This window comes from Ruegeria sp. O6, from assembly GCF_056535045.1.
Window position 1 is genome coordinate 259,239 of the sequence record NZ_JBQERM010000005.1, and the last position, 14,004, is coordinate 273,242.

General features: G+C 54.1%; 13 protein-coding genes and 1 pseudogene. 5 read left to right on the plus strand and 9 right to left on the minus strand.

What is annotated here, in order from left to right:
* Nucleotides 1–50: 50 nt before the first annotated feature.
* Together ACR0DY_RS09485 and betB are read right to left on the minus strand one after the other, a co-directional pair.
* Nucleotides 51–1,418: an MmgE/PrpD family protein gene (locus ACR0DY_RS09485; protein ID WP_480484553.1), complete on the minus strand. Its 1,368-nt coding sequence runs from the start codon at nucleotides 1,416–1,418 to the stop codon at nucleotides 51–53.
* A 119-nt stretch (nucleotides 1,419–1,537) separates the two neighbouring features.
* Entirely contained in the window at nucleotides 1,538–2,992 is a 1,455-nt protein-coding gene (gene betB / locus ACR0DY_RS09490) for a betaine-aldehyde dehydrogenase (RefSeq protein ID WP_480484552.1), read from the minus strand.
* 187 nt (nucleotides 2,993–3,179) lie between these two features.
* Here betB and ACR0DY_RS09495 point away from each other — a divergent pair, with 187 nt between their 5' ends.
* A complete protein-coding gene (locus ACR0DY_RS09495) occupies nucleotides 3,180–3,509 on the plus strand; it encodes a hypothetical protein (RefSeq protein WP_480547214.1) in 330 nt (109 codons plus the stop codon).
* Nucleotides 3,510–3,512: 3 nt separating this feature from the next.
* Here ACR0DY_RS09495 and ACR0DY_RS09500 read toward each other — a convergent pair whose 3' ends face one another.
* On the minus strand, nucleotides 3,513–4,025 hold the full coding sequence (locus ACR0DY_RS09500) for a potassium channel family protein (protein ID WP_480487029.1): 513 nt from the start codon (nucleotides 4,023–4,025) through the stop codon (nucleotides 3,513–3,515).
* A 65-nt stretch (nucleotides 4,026–4,090) separates the two neighbouring features.
* The gene (trhO, locus tag ACR0DY_RS09505; RefSeq protein WP_480547212.1) at nucleotides 4,091–4,996 is read right to left on the minus strand and encodes an oxygen-dependent tRNA uridine(34) hydroxylase TrhO; all 906 of its coding nucleotides are present in this window, start codon (nucleotides 4,994–4,996) and stop codon (nucleotides 4,091–4,093) included.
* 97 nt (nucleotides 4,997–5,093) lie between these two features.
* On the opposite strand from trhO, the gene pncA reads away from it, so the two are divergent.
* Complete coding sequence (gene pncA, locus ACR0DY_RS09510) at nucleotides 5,094–5,687, plus strand: bifunctional nicotinamidase/pyrazinamidase (protein ID WP_480898154.1); 594 nt, start codon at nucleotides 5,094–5,096, stop codon at nucleotides 5,685–5,687.
* Here the strand turns inward: pncA and ACR0DY_RS09515 are convergent.
* A complete protein-coding gene (locus tag ACR0DY_RS09515) occupies nucleotides 5,684–6,217 on the minus strand; it encodes a hypothetical protein (protein WP_480474314.1) in 534 nt (177 codons plus the stop codon). The genes pncA and ACR0DY_RS09515 overlap by 4 nt on opposite strands.
* Nucleotides 6,218–6,381: 164 nt before the next feature.
* Between ACR0DY_RS09515 and pncB the strand changes: the two genes are divergently transcribed.
* Entirely contained in the window at nucleotides 6,382–7,674 is a 1,293-nt protein-coding gene (pncB, locus tag ACR0DY_RS09520) for a nicotinate phosphoribosyltransferase (protein ID WP_480554357.1), read from the plus strand.
* Between the two features lie 57 nt (nucleotides 7,675–7,731).
* Here the strand turns inward: pncB and tnpA are convergent.
* Nucleotides 7,732–8,195: pseudogene (gene tnpA / locus ACR0DY_RS09525) on the minus strand (IS200/IS605 family transposase).
* A 582-nt stretch (nucleotides 8,196–8,777) separates the two neighbouring features.
* Between tnpA and ACR0DY_RS09530 the strand changes: the two are divergent.
* Both ACR0DY_RS09530 and ACR0DY_RS09535 read left to right on the plus strand, forming a co-directional pair.
* Nucleotides 8,778–9,143, plus strand: coding sequence for a phospholipase D family protein (locus ACR0DY_RS09530; protein WP_480547206.1), 366 nt, complete (start codon nucleotides 8,778–8,780; stop codon nucleotides 9,141–9,143).
* Nucleotides 9,144–9,203: 60 nt separating this feature from the next.
* Nucleotides 9,204–9,983, plus strand: coding sequence for a hypothetical protein (locus ACR0DY_RS09535; protein WP_480827026.1), 780 nt, complete (start codon nucleotides 9,204–9,206; stop codon nucleotides 9,981–9,983).
* Nucleotides 9,984–10,117: 134 nt separating this feature from the next.
* Here ACR0DY_RS09535 and ACR0DY_RS09540 read toward each other — a convergent pair whose 3' ends face one another.
* From ACR0DY_RS09540 to ACR0DY_RS09550, 3 genes are all read right to left on the minus strand, one after another.
* Nucleotides 10,118–10,753 (minus strand): HNH endonuclease family protein, encoded by a 636-nt coding sequence (locus ACR0DY_RS09540; protein ID WP_480484544.1) that lies wholly within the window; start codon nucleotides 10,751–10,753, stop codon nucleotides 10,118–10,120.
* Nucleotides 10,750–12,189: an AAA family ATPase gene (locus tag ACR0DY_RS09545; RefSeq protein WP_480484543.1), complete on the minus strand. Its 1,440-nt coding sequence runs from the start codon at nucleotides 12,187–12,189 to the stop codon at nucleotides 10,750–10,752. Before ACR0DY_RS09545 ends, ACR0DY_RS09540 begins: the two co-directional genes overlap by 4 nt.
* A gap of 471 nt (nucleotides 12,190–12,660) precedes the next feature.
* Nucleotides 12,661–13,794 (minus strand): hypothetical protein, encoded by a 1,134-nt coding sequence (locus ACR0DY_RS09550; protein WP_480547202.1) that lies wholly within the window; start codon nucleotides 13,792–13,794, stop codon nucleotides 12,661–12,663.
* Between the last annotated feature and the right edge of the window lie 210 nt (nucleotides 13,795–14,004).

Here is a 14,004-nt window from a genome sequence, read left to right on the forward strand (position 1 = left end):
AGCCAACCGGTCCAGTTGCCCGGATCGTTGCAGGCGGGACGGGGCGCGGTTCACGGTTCTGGTGGATCAAAAATCAGCGGTGTCAGGTCTGCATACCGCGCGCTTTTGTCCGGCCAACTAAGTATCACTTGACGGATGCGGTCGGCACGATCTTGTCCAAGCACGGGGGCCGCAAACTGCGTATACTTGGCGATGACATCGTCCCGTGACATGGGGGCCTCGGGGCCGCCGCGGGCATGAATATCCCCGGATTTCAGAACACGGCCATCCGTTGCCGTGATCGTGACGTCTGCCCAGCGCCCTTCGGGAAACCGGACGCTGTGGTGTTCGCTTTCCGCGACCGTGATGCGGGACATCAGATTGGCGACCGCAGGATCAGACAGGCCAGACCCTGAGATTTGTTCAACGCCGATGCGCCCGTAAACGGCCTGAACTGCCACGGCAAATGGCAGGGAATACTGCGCTTGCGAAGTTGTTTCGGGCAGTCCCGCAAAAAGGCAGGCCGCCTGATGAAAGCTGCTGATATGCAAAGTTTCGATCTGCGTGCTGGTCAGGTCATGCGCGATCATGACAGCGCGCACGCCATCAATCGCGGCATGGGCCCAGCGACAGATCGGATAGGGTTTCACGTATTGATGTTCGACCTGCCAAAAGGTTCCCAGATCCTCCCAGTAGGGTGTGACCTCTTCCGCCTCGATTGTGATGGCGGGCGCGCCGGTAAAGCCGCGTTCGGCCAGAACAGCGGCGGACAGCCCCACCATCGCGCCCCAACCCGACCCGTCATGCAGCATTGTGGGGTTGGCAATCTCGCGCATCATCTGGCTGCGTGGACCGTGATATTCGGCAATTCCCATCGCCTGCCGCATCTGGTCGACAGAAAATCCGCGCAGGCGCGCCGCCATCGCAACCACGCCAAGCGCGTTCCAGGCACCGGATGTGTGGTAATCGCTGACACTTGCGTGCAGCGACAGGCCCGCGCGCCCGGCCACCTCGTACCCGGCAACGACCGCCGCCAAAGCCTCGGGTCCGGTCAGATTCGGGCAATGTTCGGCCAGTGCGGCCAGCGCTGGCAACACGACCACCCCGATATGGCCCTTGGTGGGGTTATATCCGTCGTGACCGTCCAGATTGTCGGTTTGCGTGGCGGCAGCATAGGCAGCACCCGCCATGCTGACGGTGCGGCCATCGAACAACATCCGTGCGCCATATGCAGGATCGGTACTGGCATAAAGCAATGCCGCCGTGTCCCGCGCGATCACGCCTGCCTGCATCGGGCCGGATGCGATCAGGATCCCCATCGTGTCGAGCATCATCAGCGCCGCAGCCTCTAGTGCGCTTTCAGGCATGTCCGAGGCCGCGCGGGTCAGCGTGAAATCGGCAACCCTGGAAAATGTATTTGTCTGCGGGTTATGCGTCATGAGAACTCTCCTGTCGGGCGGGGCCGGTACAGGAAAGTCAGCCACAGGTAAGGGCGGGCTTGTACTCTGTTCCCGACGCCAAATGTCGGGAACAGAGGAAAACGAACGAAGAAAAGACCCTAGTAAGGGGCTTCGACGTCATTCATGGAAACGTAGACTGTTTTCATTTCCGAAAAATGGTTGATCGCCAGCTTCGAGTTCTCACGTCCGACACCCGACATCTTCGATCCCCCAAACGGGGCTTCGACCGGGGCAAGGTTATAGGTGTTGATATAACAGGTTCCCGCCTCGAACCCGGCCACAACACGGTGCGCGCGGGTCAGGTCATTGGTGAAGACGCCTGCGGCCAGACCAAATTCGGTGTCATTGGCACGGGCCATGACCTCGGATTCCGTGTCGAAATCCAGCACCGACATGACGGGGCCAAAGATTTCCTCGCGCGCGATGGTCATGTCATCGGTCACATCAGCAAAAACGGTCGGCTGCATGTAGAAACCGCCGCCTTCGATCCGGTTGCCGCCAAAGACCAGCCTTGCGCCCTCGGCCCTGGCTTTGTCGACGTAGCTCAGCGCGATGTTCAACTGGTTTTCGCTGACCATCGGACCAAAGCTGACGTTCTCGTCCATCGGATCGCCGATTTTGGCGTTGGCCAGACGTTCGGACAGGCGTTTCAGGAAGGCATCCTTGATCCCTTTTTGCACAAAGACGCGGGTGCCGTTGGAACAGACCTGGCCCGATGAATAGAAGTTGCCAAGGATCGCGCCGGACACCGCGTTTTCGATGTCGGCATCGTCAAAGACGATCATCGGAGATTTGCCGCCCAGTTCCATGGTCACGTGCTTCATACCGTCAGCCGCCGCGGCATAAACCTTGCGGCCTGTCGGCACCGATCCGGTCAGCGAGACCTTGGCCACACGCGGATCGGTGACCAGCGCGGCCCCCACGTCGCCATAGCCCTGAATCACGTTGTAGACACCTTTGGGTGCGCCGGCCTCGACCAGAATCTCGGCCACTTTCAACGCCGAAAGAGGCGTCGTTTCCGAGGGCTTGAAGACCATCGTGTTGCCGCAGGCCAGCGCCGGGGCACCTTTCCAGCAGGCAATCTGCGTGGGATAGTTCCACGCCCCGATGCCGACGCAAACGCCCAGCGCCTGACGGATGGTGTAGACGAAATCGCCACCGCCCAGCGGAATATGCTCGCCGGTCAGAGAGGCGGCCAACCCGCCGAAATACTCCAGCGCGTCCGCACCCGATGTGGCGTCTGCCACCGTAGTTTCCTGAATCGGTTTGCCGGTGTCATGGGTTTCCAAAACCGACAGGTCATAATTGTGGTCGCGCATGATGTCGGCCGCGCGGCGCAGAATGCGGCCGCGTTCCGTTCCAGTCAGTGCGGCCCAGGCTGCCTGAGCCGTTTTCGCGCTGTTCAGAGCCTTTTCCACAATCGCCGGTGTCGCCGAATGCAGGCGGGCAATCACCTCGCCGGTAGCGGGGTAGATCACGTCAATGGCCGCGCCATCGGTATCCTCGACATAGGCGCCGTCAATGAAATGGCTGGCCTTGGGCTGAAACTTCATACCGTGTCCTTTTCTTAAACACCCGTCCGGACGGGGCATTTGGTCGTTTGGAATCGGCCCTAACGGTTATTGACTAGCCAGTCAATAAAATCATCCAAGCGGCAAGATAACGCCTGCCATCGCTCACAAACCTTGAAATTTTTGGTTAATGTTCTATATATGTTCCACATAGTCAGAGGACAAACCGATGACCCAGCACATGCGCCACGTGGCACTGAACGGGCCAAACAACGACTACCATCTGCTTCCGGTAACAGACCGGCAGATGCGATATGCGCGCGCCATTGCCGAGAAATCAGCGCTTGAGATCCCGGTCGAGGCGCAGCGCGACAGGCGGTTGTTGTCCGACTGGATTTCGGCCCACAAACAGCGCGGCACCTCGCAATTCGACGATTACCCGACGGGCAAGCAGGTGGCATTCGCCGAACGGATCTCACGCAGCAAGCACCGCCCGATCCCGTCCGAGTGTTTTCGGGACAAGAAAATGATGTCCCGCTGGATTGATCACAACAGATAACCCTTACTTAGGGTCTTCTGGCGCATGATTGCGGGTATAAAGCGCAACCGCCGCCGCAACAAACATACCCAGCAGAATGTAACCGGTTACAGCCTCGGACACGGCAAGCCCGCGACACAGGCCGGTCGGGGACATGTCGCCATACCCGACCGTGGTGAAGGTGACATATGAAAAATACAGGACATCCCCCGGACCCTGCGCCCCGACCACACAGTTGTCGTTGTACCCAAAAGCCCCGTAGACGGCGGCGAACAGGAACGGGACGACCTGGATGAATGACACGCCCATCAGGAACAAAAGCCGTCGCGGCGATTTCACCTGTGTCATGTAGTACCAGGATTGCGACACCAGCCAGATCAGCAGGCCAACTGACGCGATTGTTCCGATCATGTCACCCGCAGCGGTTTCGTTCAGGCGCGACAACCCGAACCAGGCAAGAAAACTTGTCAGAACCAGCCCCAATGCCGCAATCAGGGTCGATTTCCATTCTTCCAAAGTTGTGGGTTTGCGATGCATGAACGCTCTCTCAGCCTAGTCTGAGGGTGATCATCCGACCTAAAGCAAGGGCCTGCAACCCGCTTTCAGTCCTGACGCAAATGCGGCTCGCCCCGCTTGCGCGCAAGCACTATCTGTTTTTGCCGTTCACGAAAGCGCTTCTTGTCGGCCTCGGAGGTCTCGTCGATGCATTGGTGACAGGACACGCCATGTTCATATTCGGGGCGTTTCATATCCTCGGGCAGGATCGGGCGACGGCAGCCATGGCACAGCTTGTGCGGTCCTTCAACAAGGCCGTGCCCTACTGAGACACGATTGTCGAACACAAAACATTCACCCTGCCACGAGCTGTCTTCGGATGGCATCTCTTCAAGATAGCGCAGGATGCCACCTTTGAGGTGATAGACATCATCGACCCCGTGCCCCAGCAGGTAATTGGTAGACTTCTCGCACCGGATGCCGCCGGTGCAGAACATGGCAACGCGCTTGTTGTGAAAGCGGTCCTTGTTTGCCTCCCACCAGGCAGGAAATTCGCGGAAGCTGGCTGTTTCAGGGTCTATTGCGCCTTCAAACGTGCCGATCGCCACTTCGTAGTCATTGCGGGTGTCGATCACCACGACATCGTCCGAACGGATCAGATCATTCCAGTCCTGCGGATCGACATAGTTGCCGACACGGGCGCGCGGATCGACATCCGGCTGACCCATGGTCACGATCTCTTTCTTCAGCCGCACTTTCATCTTGCCGAAAGGCGGATGGTCCGAGGTCGCCTCTTTCCACTCCAGATCCGAGCAACCGGGCAAGGCCCGGATATGTGCCAATACCGCATCGATCCCGGCGCGTGGACCTGCGATGGTGCCGTTGATACCTTCCTGCGCCAGCAACAGCGTTCCCGTGACGGACTGCGCGCGGCACAGGTCAAGCAACGGTTCGCGCAGTGTGACGGGGTCTGGGAATCGGGTAAAGTGATAGAGGGCAGCGATCGTGTACATATGCGCGATCTACCCCCGCAAACCCGGAGTCGCAAGGGATTGCATTGACGCCCCGGCCCCTGCCCCCTACCGATAAGGCAGTTATACGGAGGCCGCCATGACCCATGCCCTGCTTGTCATCGATGTCCAGAACGATTTCTGCCCGGGCGGTGCCTTGGCAGTGGCCGGAGGAGACGAAATCGTCGCGTCTATCAATACCATGATGGAGGAGTTCGACGCCGTGATCCTGACGCAGGACTGGCATCCGGCGGGGCATTCTTCGTTCGCCAGCTCGCACAATGGCAAAAGCCCGTTGGAGTTGATCGACATGCCCTATGGCCCGCAGGTGCTGTGGCCGGACCATTGCGTTCAGGGCTCAAAAGGTGCCGCGTTTCACCCCGAGTTGCGCACCGATGGCGATTTGATCCTGCGCAAGGGGTTTCGCAGTGGCATCGACAGCTACTCGGCGTTTTTCGAAAACGACCATCAGACGCCAACAGGCCTGAAAGGCTATCTTGAAACCCGAGGCATCACCCGTTTGACACTGGTTGGATTGGCGACCGATTTCTGCGTTCACTATTCGGCTGTAGACGCTGCCCGGTTGGGATTTGATGTCACAGTCCGGATGGATGCCTGCCGCGCGATTGACATGGACGGATCGCTGGCTGCCGCCGAGCAGGCCATGCGCGATGCCGGTGTTACGCTGGCCTAAGGTGTCGCCCCGGCAGCTGCCAGCAGCTTGATCGTCACAAACAGAATAACGGCCAGCCCGAACGCCAGCCCGATACGCCCCGAAATAGAACGCCGACGTGCCGAAACGGGCTGCTGTGGCGGTGGCGGCGGTTTGCGCACCTGACGCGTACGCACGATCCCGGCCATGGGCTGCGCCATCCGTATGTAATGCAGAAAGTCCCACAGGTTGAACTCGCCGCAATACTCCCCCTGAACGCCGCGCGATTTTATGTTCTCAAACAGAGAACGCAGAATCCTGACCCGGTCCACCTGATCTTCGGCCGGAAACACACCGGGCACGATGCCGCTGTTCCGCGACTCGAGGCTGAACCCCGCATCCAGGAAAATCTTGCGGATTTTCGGCGATGTTCCCCGTAGCGCATCGGCTGTTCTGATGTCGCGAAACACCGCACACACCTGGCGTTCCACATCAGAGTCTGACCCCAGCTTCTCCGGGTCAATTTCGTTCAGTGCTACATTAACAATGTCAAAATCGTACTCGAGACCCATTCACAAACTCAGTTTCGTCTTACCATCCCCTTTTCTCACTAACCGGCGAAGACACTGCACAATAAGCCCGTAATGTGACGTCATGCTGGCATTGTCACCAAATCAGCGACTCTTGCCATTCCCGAAATCGATTGATCTAACTACGGAAATCGCAGGAGTTCCCCATGGTCGACATCGCGACCCGTGTCTACAATCATAAATGGAAGATTGACCCGATTGTCCGGTCTTTAATCGACACAGACTTCTACAAACTGCTGATGTGCCAGTCAGTGTTTCGAAACAAGCCCCAAACAAACGTGGTGTTTTCCCTGATCAACCGGTCGAATCACGTGCCTTTGGCCCGTTTGATTGATGAAGGCGAGTTGCGGGAACAGCTGGATCATATCCGCTCGCTTAATCTCAGCCGGGGGGAAAGCACCTGGCTGCGGGGCAACATGTTCTATGGAAAGCGCCAGATGTTCCGTTCCGATTTCATGGAATGGTTCGAGAATATGCGCCTGCCGCCTTACCACCTTGAATGCAAAGGCGATCAGTACGAACTGACCTTCGAAGGCAAATGGCACGAGGTCATGTTGTGGGAAATTCCGGCGCTGGCGGTATTGATGGAATTGCGGTCGCGCGCGGTGCTGAACGACATGCGCCGGTTTGCGCTACAGGTGCTTTATGCCCGCGCGATGACCCGCGTGTGGGAAAAGATCGAGAAGCTGAGTACGATCAACGGTTTGGGCATCGCGGATTTTGGCACGCGGCGACGGCATTCCTTCCTGTGGCAGGACTGGTGTGTGCAGGCGATGATAGAAGGGCTCGGCCCCGCGTTTACTGGGACATCGAACTGCCTGATCGCGATGCGGCGTGAGGTTGAGGCCATCGGCACCAACGCGCATGAGCTGCCGATGGTCTATTCCGCGTTGGCCGACACCGATGCCGAACTGGCGCAGGCCCCTTATGACGTTCTCAGCGATTGGCACGACGAACATGACGGCAATCTGCGCATCATCCTGCCCGATACCTACGGCACCAAGGGCTTTCTGGACAACGCGCCCGACTGGCTGGCGGGCTGGACCGGTATTCGTATCGACAGCGGCGACCCGGCTACCGCCGCCGAGGTGGCCATCGACTGGTGGAAAGCGCGCGGAGAGGACCCGACCCAAAAACGGATCATTTTCTCGGACGGGTTGGACGTAGGCAGTATTCAGGAATTGCATGCACAGTTTGCGGACCGCACCAAAGTATCTTTCGGCTGGGGTACCTTGCTGACCAACGATTTCCGCGGACTGGTCCCTCATGACGCGCTGGCACCGTTCTCACTGGTCTGCAAAGCCGTATCCGCAAACGGACGCCCGACGGTAAAGCTGTCGGACAATCCGGAAAAGGCAATGGGCCCTGCGGATCAGATCGAGCGATACAAACGGGTGTTCGGCGTGGGCGCACAGGAAGCGATCAAAGTGATTGTCTAAGCCAAGGCACAATATCAAACACTTATCCTCAATTCATATAATGCCGGGACTAAACGACTACAGATTGGCGTCGGCAGGATCGGCGATATGGTTTTCGAGGTATTGCAGCACGATGTTCTCGGTGATGGCGCCGTTGGTGGTTGAGAAATACCCCCTGCCCCAGAACCGGCGTCCACAGTAGCGGCTGCGCAGCGCGGGAAACTCCCGTTGCACCTTGTGAGACGAACGGCCCTTCATCTTGCGCACCAGACCCGAGATGGCAATATTCTGCGGCACCGACACGCACAAATGTACGGGATCGCTCGACAACACCCCGCGCAAGATGTCGACCTCGTTCTCGTGGCAGACCTGACGGACGATGGCGCGCACCCGCAGTCACACCGCATCGGTCAGCACCTTATAGCGATACTTGGTCGACCAGACGATATGGTACGGTGATAGAAAACGCAGTGCTTGCCAATATCATAACACGATTCTCCGCACTGAACCGGCCCGACCGGAAGTCGAAGGGTTTGCGTCAAAGCGTGGATACTGAAACTTGTGGTGCCGCTGAAGGGACTCGAACCCCCGACCCCATCATTACGAATTTTGACGTCGAGATTTTGCACTGCACCAGACAGAACCGCAGACAACCTCATAAGACCTTACAATTGCATGACTAATTCCGACTTCACCTTTGGACGTAATCGCACGGCGTTTCAGAACTTTTGACGAACGCGCCCTACTAATGCCCTACTAACCTAACTAGTAGGGCCCTACTAATTGACCCCACCCCATCGACGGTCCTCCTACGAGACACCTTCTGGGCAATCCCGGTCTGATGGAATTGGAGAGCATTGCGGGGATTACGACATCTTTGAGGGCAGCTTGAGGTTCAGCCAGTCAAAATGAGTTTCTCGAAGCACAGGGAGGCCGAAAATCGACTTAGGCAATTCAATTGGGCCTAAGCGGAAAGAAGAAGGCCTACAAAAAGCTTCAACCCGCTGAGCGTTCTTGTGACTAGGATTTTAGGTGCTCCTCAGCGAGTGGTCATATTGCGGAACAGAATCCTGCATATTATTCAGTTACATACGCAAGATAAACAACCATTTAGAGATTGCTACATGAGCGTTAAACTTTTAGATGCAGGCGGCACTGCAAAGAAGCTGAAAAAACTGATTGATCAACATGACGAGATTTTTCTTGCTGTTGCTTGGGGCTCAAACGGGCCGATTTCGAAACGCATACTAATGAACAAGCATAAGTTCCGATCAGTCACTTTTGGATTGGCTTTTTGCCAAACAGACCCCGACCTTATCGATGCGTTGGTTGATACAAAAAATGCATATGTCGCTGACGGTGGAGCCAACACGTTTCATCCGAAGCTTTACTATTTTCAGTCTGGCGACACCGCAGAAGCCATAATTGGTAGTTCGAACTTTACGGCGGGTGGGCTCGACCGAAATTGGGAAGCAAATGCCCACATTTAAGGGCCAAAATCTGCAGGCGTATTCACACAAGTTCGAAAATGTCTGGAAGACTATGCCGAATTGCGAAAGCCAATTACAAAGCAGATCGCGATAAGCTACAGACTTCAGTACAACGCAGCCAAACCACTACGAAAACCCAAAAATCCAATTCTCCCTGGTGATGGATTGTCAGCCGACCAATTGAACTCACCGCTCGTTCGCATGAACTGGAGGGAATATGTCAAAGCGGTAAAATCCAGCCCATATCACAACTATGATGCCCGTTTGAGTTTACTTCGCGAGTTTCAAACTATGTTCGCAAGAGTGAACTCGTTTGGCACGCTCTCAAGTGCAGAATGGAAGGCTATTGCCGGTGTAATTGGATCTAAACAGAAACGTGAACAAGGTTTAGACAAGCACGATTGGAAATGGTTCGGTGCGATGGGCGGAATGGGAGATTTTGCCAATCGCATCGCAGCAAAGGACATCTTCCTCACTCAAGCTGTGGATAGCATCCCACGCTACGGCGATGTCACTCGAAACCAATATGAAGACTTCTGTAGTAAATTCATAAAAGCGTTTGAGCACAGCACTCGAGTCGGCGGTGTACCAACCGCGACCAGACTATTGGCGATGAAGAGGCCCGACACATTTGTATGCATAAGCAACCCAAATCGTGACGGCCTCTCCGACGCGCTAGCATTTCCAAAATCGACACTCGGTCTCGAGAATTATTGGGATAGGGTGGTTGAGCCGCTACGAACATCCGTATGGTATACCTCGCCTCGCCCAACAGGGACACTTGCAGAACTTTGGGACTGCCGCGCTGCAATGCTCGACGCTATCTATTACAAACCGTAGTGACGTCTTGTGAGAAGAGCTTGGGCGCCCGAGACTAAGGAGTTTCGGGCAATTTTTGCGAGGCAAGTAAGGTCCATTTTGTTGAGCTCCAAAAACGAAGCGCGGAGTGCTCAGAAATTCGACCTTTTTTGCAACTACTGGTTTGGCTTCATTACTATACGAGTACCACCTAGATCCTTCATAGCAGCAAGCATCATTTCACGATTAACCCCTTGAAGGTGTTCAATGTCGTCGTCTAGCAAAAGGTCCTTTGCTCTCTCTTTGGCCCGTTCTGGGTCCATTAGATTAAATAGAGATATGGTATTGGCCCCCTTAGCAGAACCATGCCTCGGCTTAACCAATATAGATTTTTCAGCGATTTCGAAATCCAAATGCTCTGCTGGATCATCCAAGAATGGGTGCACGATAGTGAAGACTGTTCTGCGATAGCTCTTTGAAATTACAGCAACGGTGTCAATTTCGCCTTTGCAATCAACGTTGCAGCAGTAACAGGCCAGCACAAGATTAATGGGCCAAAAGGTCCACTGAAAGTGTGGGCTTTTGGGCGCTATGTGATCCCTGTGAGGCCGCTTTTCATGAAGCCTTGTGCCGCAATATGCGCACCGATCAGATTGCTCGGCCTTCATCGCATCCGTAACTTGTTCTTTGAACGCTTTATATTTGCCGTAGCCACGCTTCCAGTGCTTCTGCGCGGTTTCAATATCGTCGACTTTAGTGCGTAACTCTCTCACAACAGCCCAGTCGAAAGCCGGAATATTCAGTCTCTTCATCCGAGTTTTTCCCGATACTGTCTGATGGATTCCACCACCTCTTTCAAAGCATCGAGGCCTTCAAAGTTTAACCGGTCTGACTTTTCTAAGAAGTCATCAAGAAGCTTCTTACTCTGCCCATCGCCTTGAATGTGCAAGAGAATTGAGGCGAGCTCCCTTTGAAACTTGAAACTCGAAGCAGACGGAATATCGAGAACTTGGTAAAGGACTGCTTCTGCACCCCAGCCTTCAAACTCAGCATCGACGGTTGATGTTTTTAGACCTTCGCTTTGTTTCTCGATTAGAATGACACTCGCTTCACCGGAAGGGAGGCTCGCAATAAGATGAGGAGAATGAGTCGCGATCAGAACATGGCTTCCCGGTGCTTCGGAAAGAGATTGTGCAACAAGGTCTGTGTAATGCTGTTGCCAGGATGTATTAAGACTCACTTCTGGTTCATCAATTGCAATTAAGCAGCTAGGTTCAGCATGAGATACCAGTTTGGCACCGGTAGACAATATATTCTGTTCCCCGGAGCTTAGTTGCCCGAAGTCCGTCCATCCCGATTCTGCATTGCCTTCTATTGAAACAGTTGGCCAAGAAAACAAGCCAAACCGTACTGCCTCTGTGAATACAGAACTAAACTCGGCAAGTTCTTTCAAAGCGCGTTTAGGCAGCGCATCAAGGCGCAAGACTAGGCTTCTTCGGCCTGTTTTTCTCTCAGAGGTGAATTCGATATCTTCCGCTCTGCCAAGCAAAAATTCAAAAAGATGTATCAAATTAGGCACAGCTTCGCGAATGCTTTGAAGGTATTTTGGGTCGTTTACGCGAGCTCTGCCCCGTCTTCGTATTACGCGCTCAACAATGCGCTCTTCTCGCTCAGGATCGGAAATATATTTTTCAAGTTCGAAACGGGAAACGCGATCGAAAACAAGTGCAACCTCTCGACTCCCACCAAATACCAACTCTAACCACTTTTGAAACAACTGATGTTTGGCGTTATCCTGATATAGGTTCATTACAGCTTCGGAAACCGACCGTTGCATCGAACCAGTTGTGGTTAGGTTACTTGCCTGCCTAACTCCCAAGTACTGATAGAACTGGTCCTCACTAGGCGAACTTTGAACAAAACGAAACCGATCCATCACAAGGTTTGAAAGAACTAGAACCTTAGATGGAAGTTGAACCAGTTTGTCACCTTGATTCTGGTTGCGATCTGTTTGCCCACGAATGCTAATTTGATCACAGACGAGCCCATGGTTCCCGCCTGCCCCAACCCGTTTAGCGCTTCTTTGATCTGAAATCCCATCGTTAATCTCGCAAATACGATCAACAAGACACGCTAGAATTCGACTCTTACTAGTCCCATTGGCCCCAGCTATTAGAGTGATGTGCGTCTTTTCTGGGTCAGCTCCTGGACCCAGAAACGATATTTCTTGTGGAAGGCCATCGTCCATCACGAAACGAGCCGATTGCAGCTGAAAGGGTCCGGATTCCGCCAAAGTCTCGCCTCTCTACAGTATTGAATCTTAAGTGTTTTCGGTTTTTTTGCACTTCACAGTATCTGCTCCAGGTTGTAAAGAGCTTGTCTTGCTTTAAAGATATGCAAGAGCGTAGCCATCTCACCAGGCGCAGTGTTGACGCCCAGCTGGGGCCCCTTTTGTTCCACTCTAGGCTGTCTGCAAATCTCATCTTTGTTTGACGGCCCTTCAGTTTAGGGGATTCTACACAAATTTGGAGGAGTTTTAGGGATTCAGATCAAAGGTTGCTTTGCCAAACTTGCACTTCTACCAAATGATATATTGAAGGGCTGGAGCTTCCACTACAGCCCGTGCTGGCTACTTACAGTTGGACTAGGCAGCCCTCCCCTCGGCAAGCTCCACCTGCCACTATGGAAAACCTGTTACAACAGGCGGTGGAATTGGCAGTTACGAACGCGACAGGCGGTCTAGCATACGATCGGTAAGACTCTTTGCTGCAATTTGGTTTGCCGAGCATTCGTATATCAGACTAAAAACTTCCTTGTAGATTTCCCTTTTCTCTTCTGGGATGCTTTCAAGTATCTCACCTTCGACTTTGGCCGCTTGTACGTTAACCGCTTCCTCAATTTGAAGCTGTCGTCCGCGTAGCGCCTTCCGGTCTTCATCCTCGAAGAGATCAAATTCAATCGCTTTCCTCATATCCGAAAGCAACATACCAATCTCTGCCTTTAGTGATTTTGCAAGACGCTCGGAGACTGCGCCCTGCTTGAGAACATCCAGCTTCTCGTACACCTTGCCAGCACCAAACTCGAACACCTTTAGCCGATTGCGTTTTTGGGAAGAAACACGGCATTCTCGGGCCACTTCGGCGCCGATAGGGCGAAGGTGAGCTATGATATTGTCTAAATGAGCATTGCTTTCAAACTCATCTCGCCGTCCGTTTGGTACAACCCGTGCATCCAGAACATGAACCTCACCAATTGACCATGAGCAAAAACGATCTTCTGGAAAGACTTCTAGAAACAGCCGATCGTGCCCAACCTGTATGTTACCAACCCGCGCTCGCAGCCCGCGAACACCCTGCGAAACTGGGATTGCCCCTTGATAGTCATGGTGGATGAGCCAGCCTACTGCCGCAGTCTCTCCCTCAATACCCTCGATTTTAAATGACTTTAGATTGCGTAGCGCTGCCGATTTGGTATCGGAGTAAGCCACTTCATTTCGATAGGGACGATATACAGGTGTTTCAGAACCGTTGATATGGATGTTATAGTATTTCCCAGCCCTACCATATGGAGCGAGAAGCCCGGCGATTTCTTCGCCAAATGCAAACTCCGGTGAGAATGGACAAGGGCAGACTTGGCCAACAAAGGCGCCGATTTCAATCTCGTTCAAAAGCCGATCGTTTGCAATCCGACGCGGTTTCACTAGCTCCACTTCAAAAAAGTGTTCAGGATAGCTTTCAGGGTCAAGTAGTTTCAGCGAGACCGCTTCTTTCACAATCGTACGGAGTTCAGTTTCGGTGTCGGTTGACGCGAGCATGCGCTTGATAGCTCGACCATCCCATGTCGCCTCGACCACCTTGGTGTCTCCTTTGGAGCGTGAGCGGAAAATTAGCTGTTGCACGTACCCAAGCGCTGATAGTCGTCCAACACCCCGGAAGCCACGAGCATCGGTGCCGCGTGTCCGTCATCGAATGATTTGGAACACGAGCGTTTGATTGGCTTAGGAGGATCAGGCTCGCCGCAGTTTCAATCTACGCCGCGTTCTGATGATGCAGCAAGCGGCGTT

Bases quoted from the DNA above. Each gene is read 5' to 3' on its own strand.
- betB (WP_480484552.1), bottom strand. From the start codon at position 2,992: ATGAAGTTTCAGCCCAAGGCCAGCCATTTCATTGACGGCGCCTATGTC.
- trhO (WP_480547212.1), bottom strand. From the start codon at position 4,996: ATGTACACGATCGCTGCCCTCTATCACTTTACCCGATTCCCAGACCCC.
- ACR0DY_RS09495 (WP_480547214.1), top strand. From the start codon at position 3,180: ATGACCCAGCACATGCGCCACGTGGCACTGAACGGGCCAAACAACGAC.
- ACR0DY_RS09515 (WP_480474314.1), bottom strand. From the start codon at position 6,217: ATGGGTCTCGAGTACGATTTTGACATTGTTAATGTAGCACTGAACGAA.
- ACR0DY_RS09500 (WP_480487029.1), bottom strand. From the start codon at position 4,025: ATGCATCGCAAACCCACAACTTTGGAAGAATGGAAATCGACCCTGATT.
- pncB (WP_480554357.1), top strand. From the start codon at position 6,382: ATGGTCGACATCGCGACCCGTGTCTACAATCATAAATGGAAGATTGAC.
- ACR0DY_RS09485 (WP_480484553.1), bottom strand. From the start codon at position 1,418: ATGACGCATAACCCGCAGACAAATACATTTTCCAGGGTTGCCGATTTC.
- pncA (WP_480898154.1), top strand. From the start codon at position 5,094: ATGACCCATGCCCTGCTTGTCATCGATGTCCAGAACGATTTCTGCCCG.
- ACR0DY_RS09545 (WP_480484543.1), bottom strand. From the start codon at position 12,189: ATGGACGATGGCCTTCCACAAGAAATATCGTTTCTGGGTCCAGGAGCT.
- ACR0DY_RS09530 (WP_480547206.1), top strand. From the start codon at position 8,778: ATGAGCGTTAAACTTTTAGATGCAGGCGGCACTGCAAAGAAGCTGAAA.
- ACR0DY_RS09540 (WP_480484544.1), bottom strand. From the start codon at position 10,753: ATGAAGAGACTGAATATTCCGGCTTTCGACTGGGCTGTTGTGAGAGAG.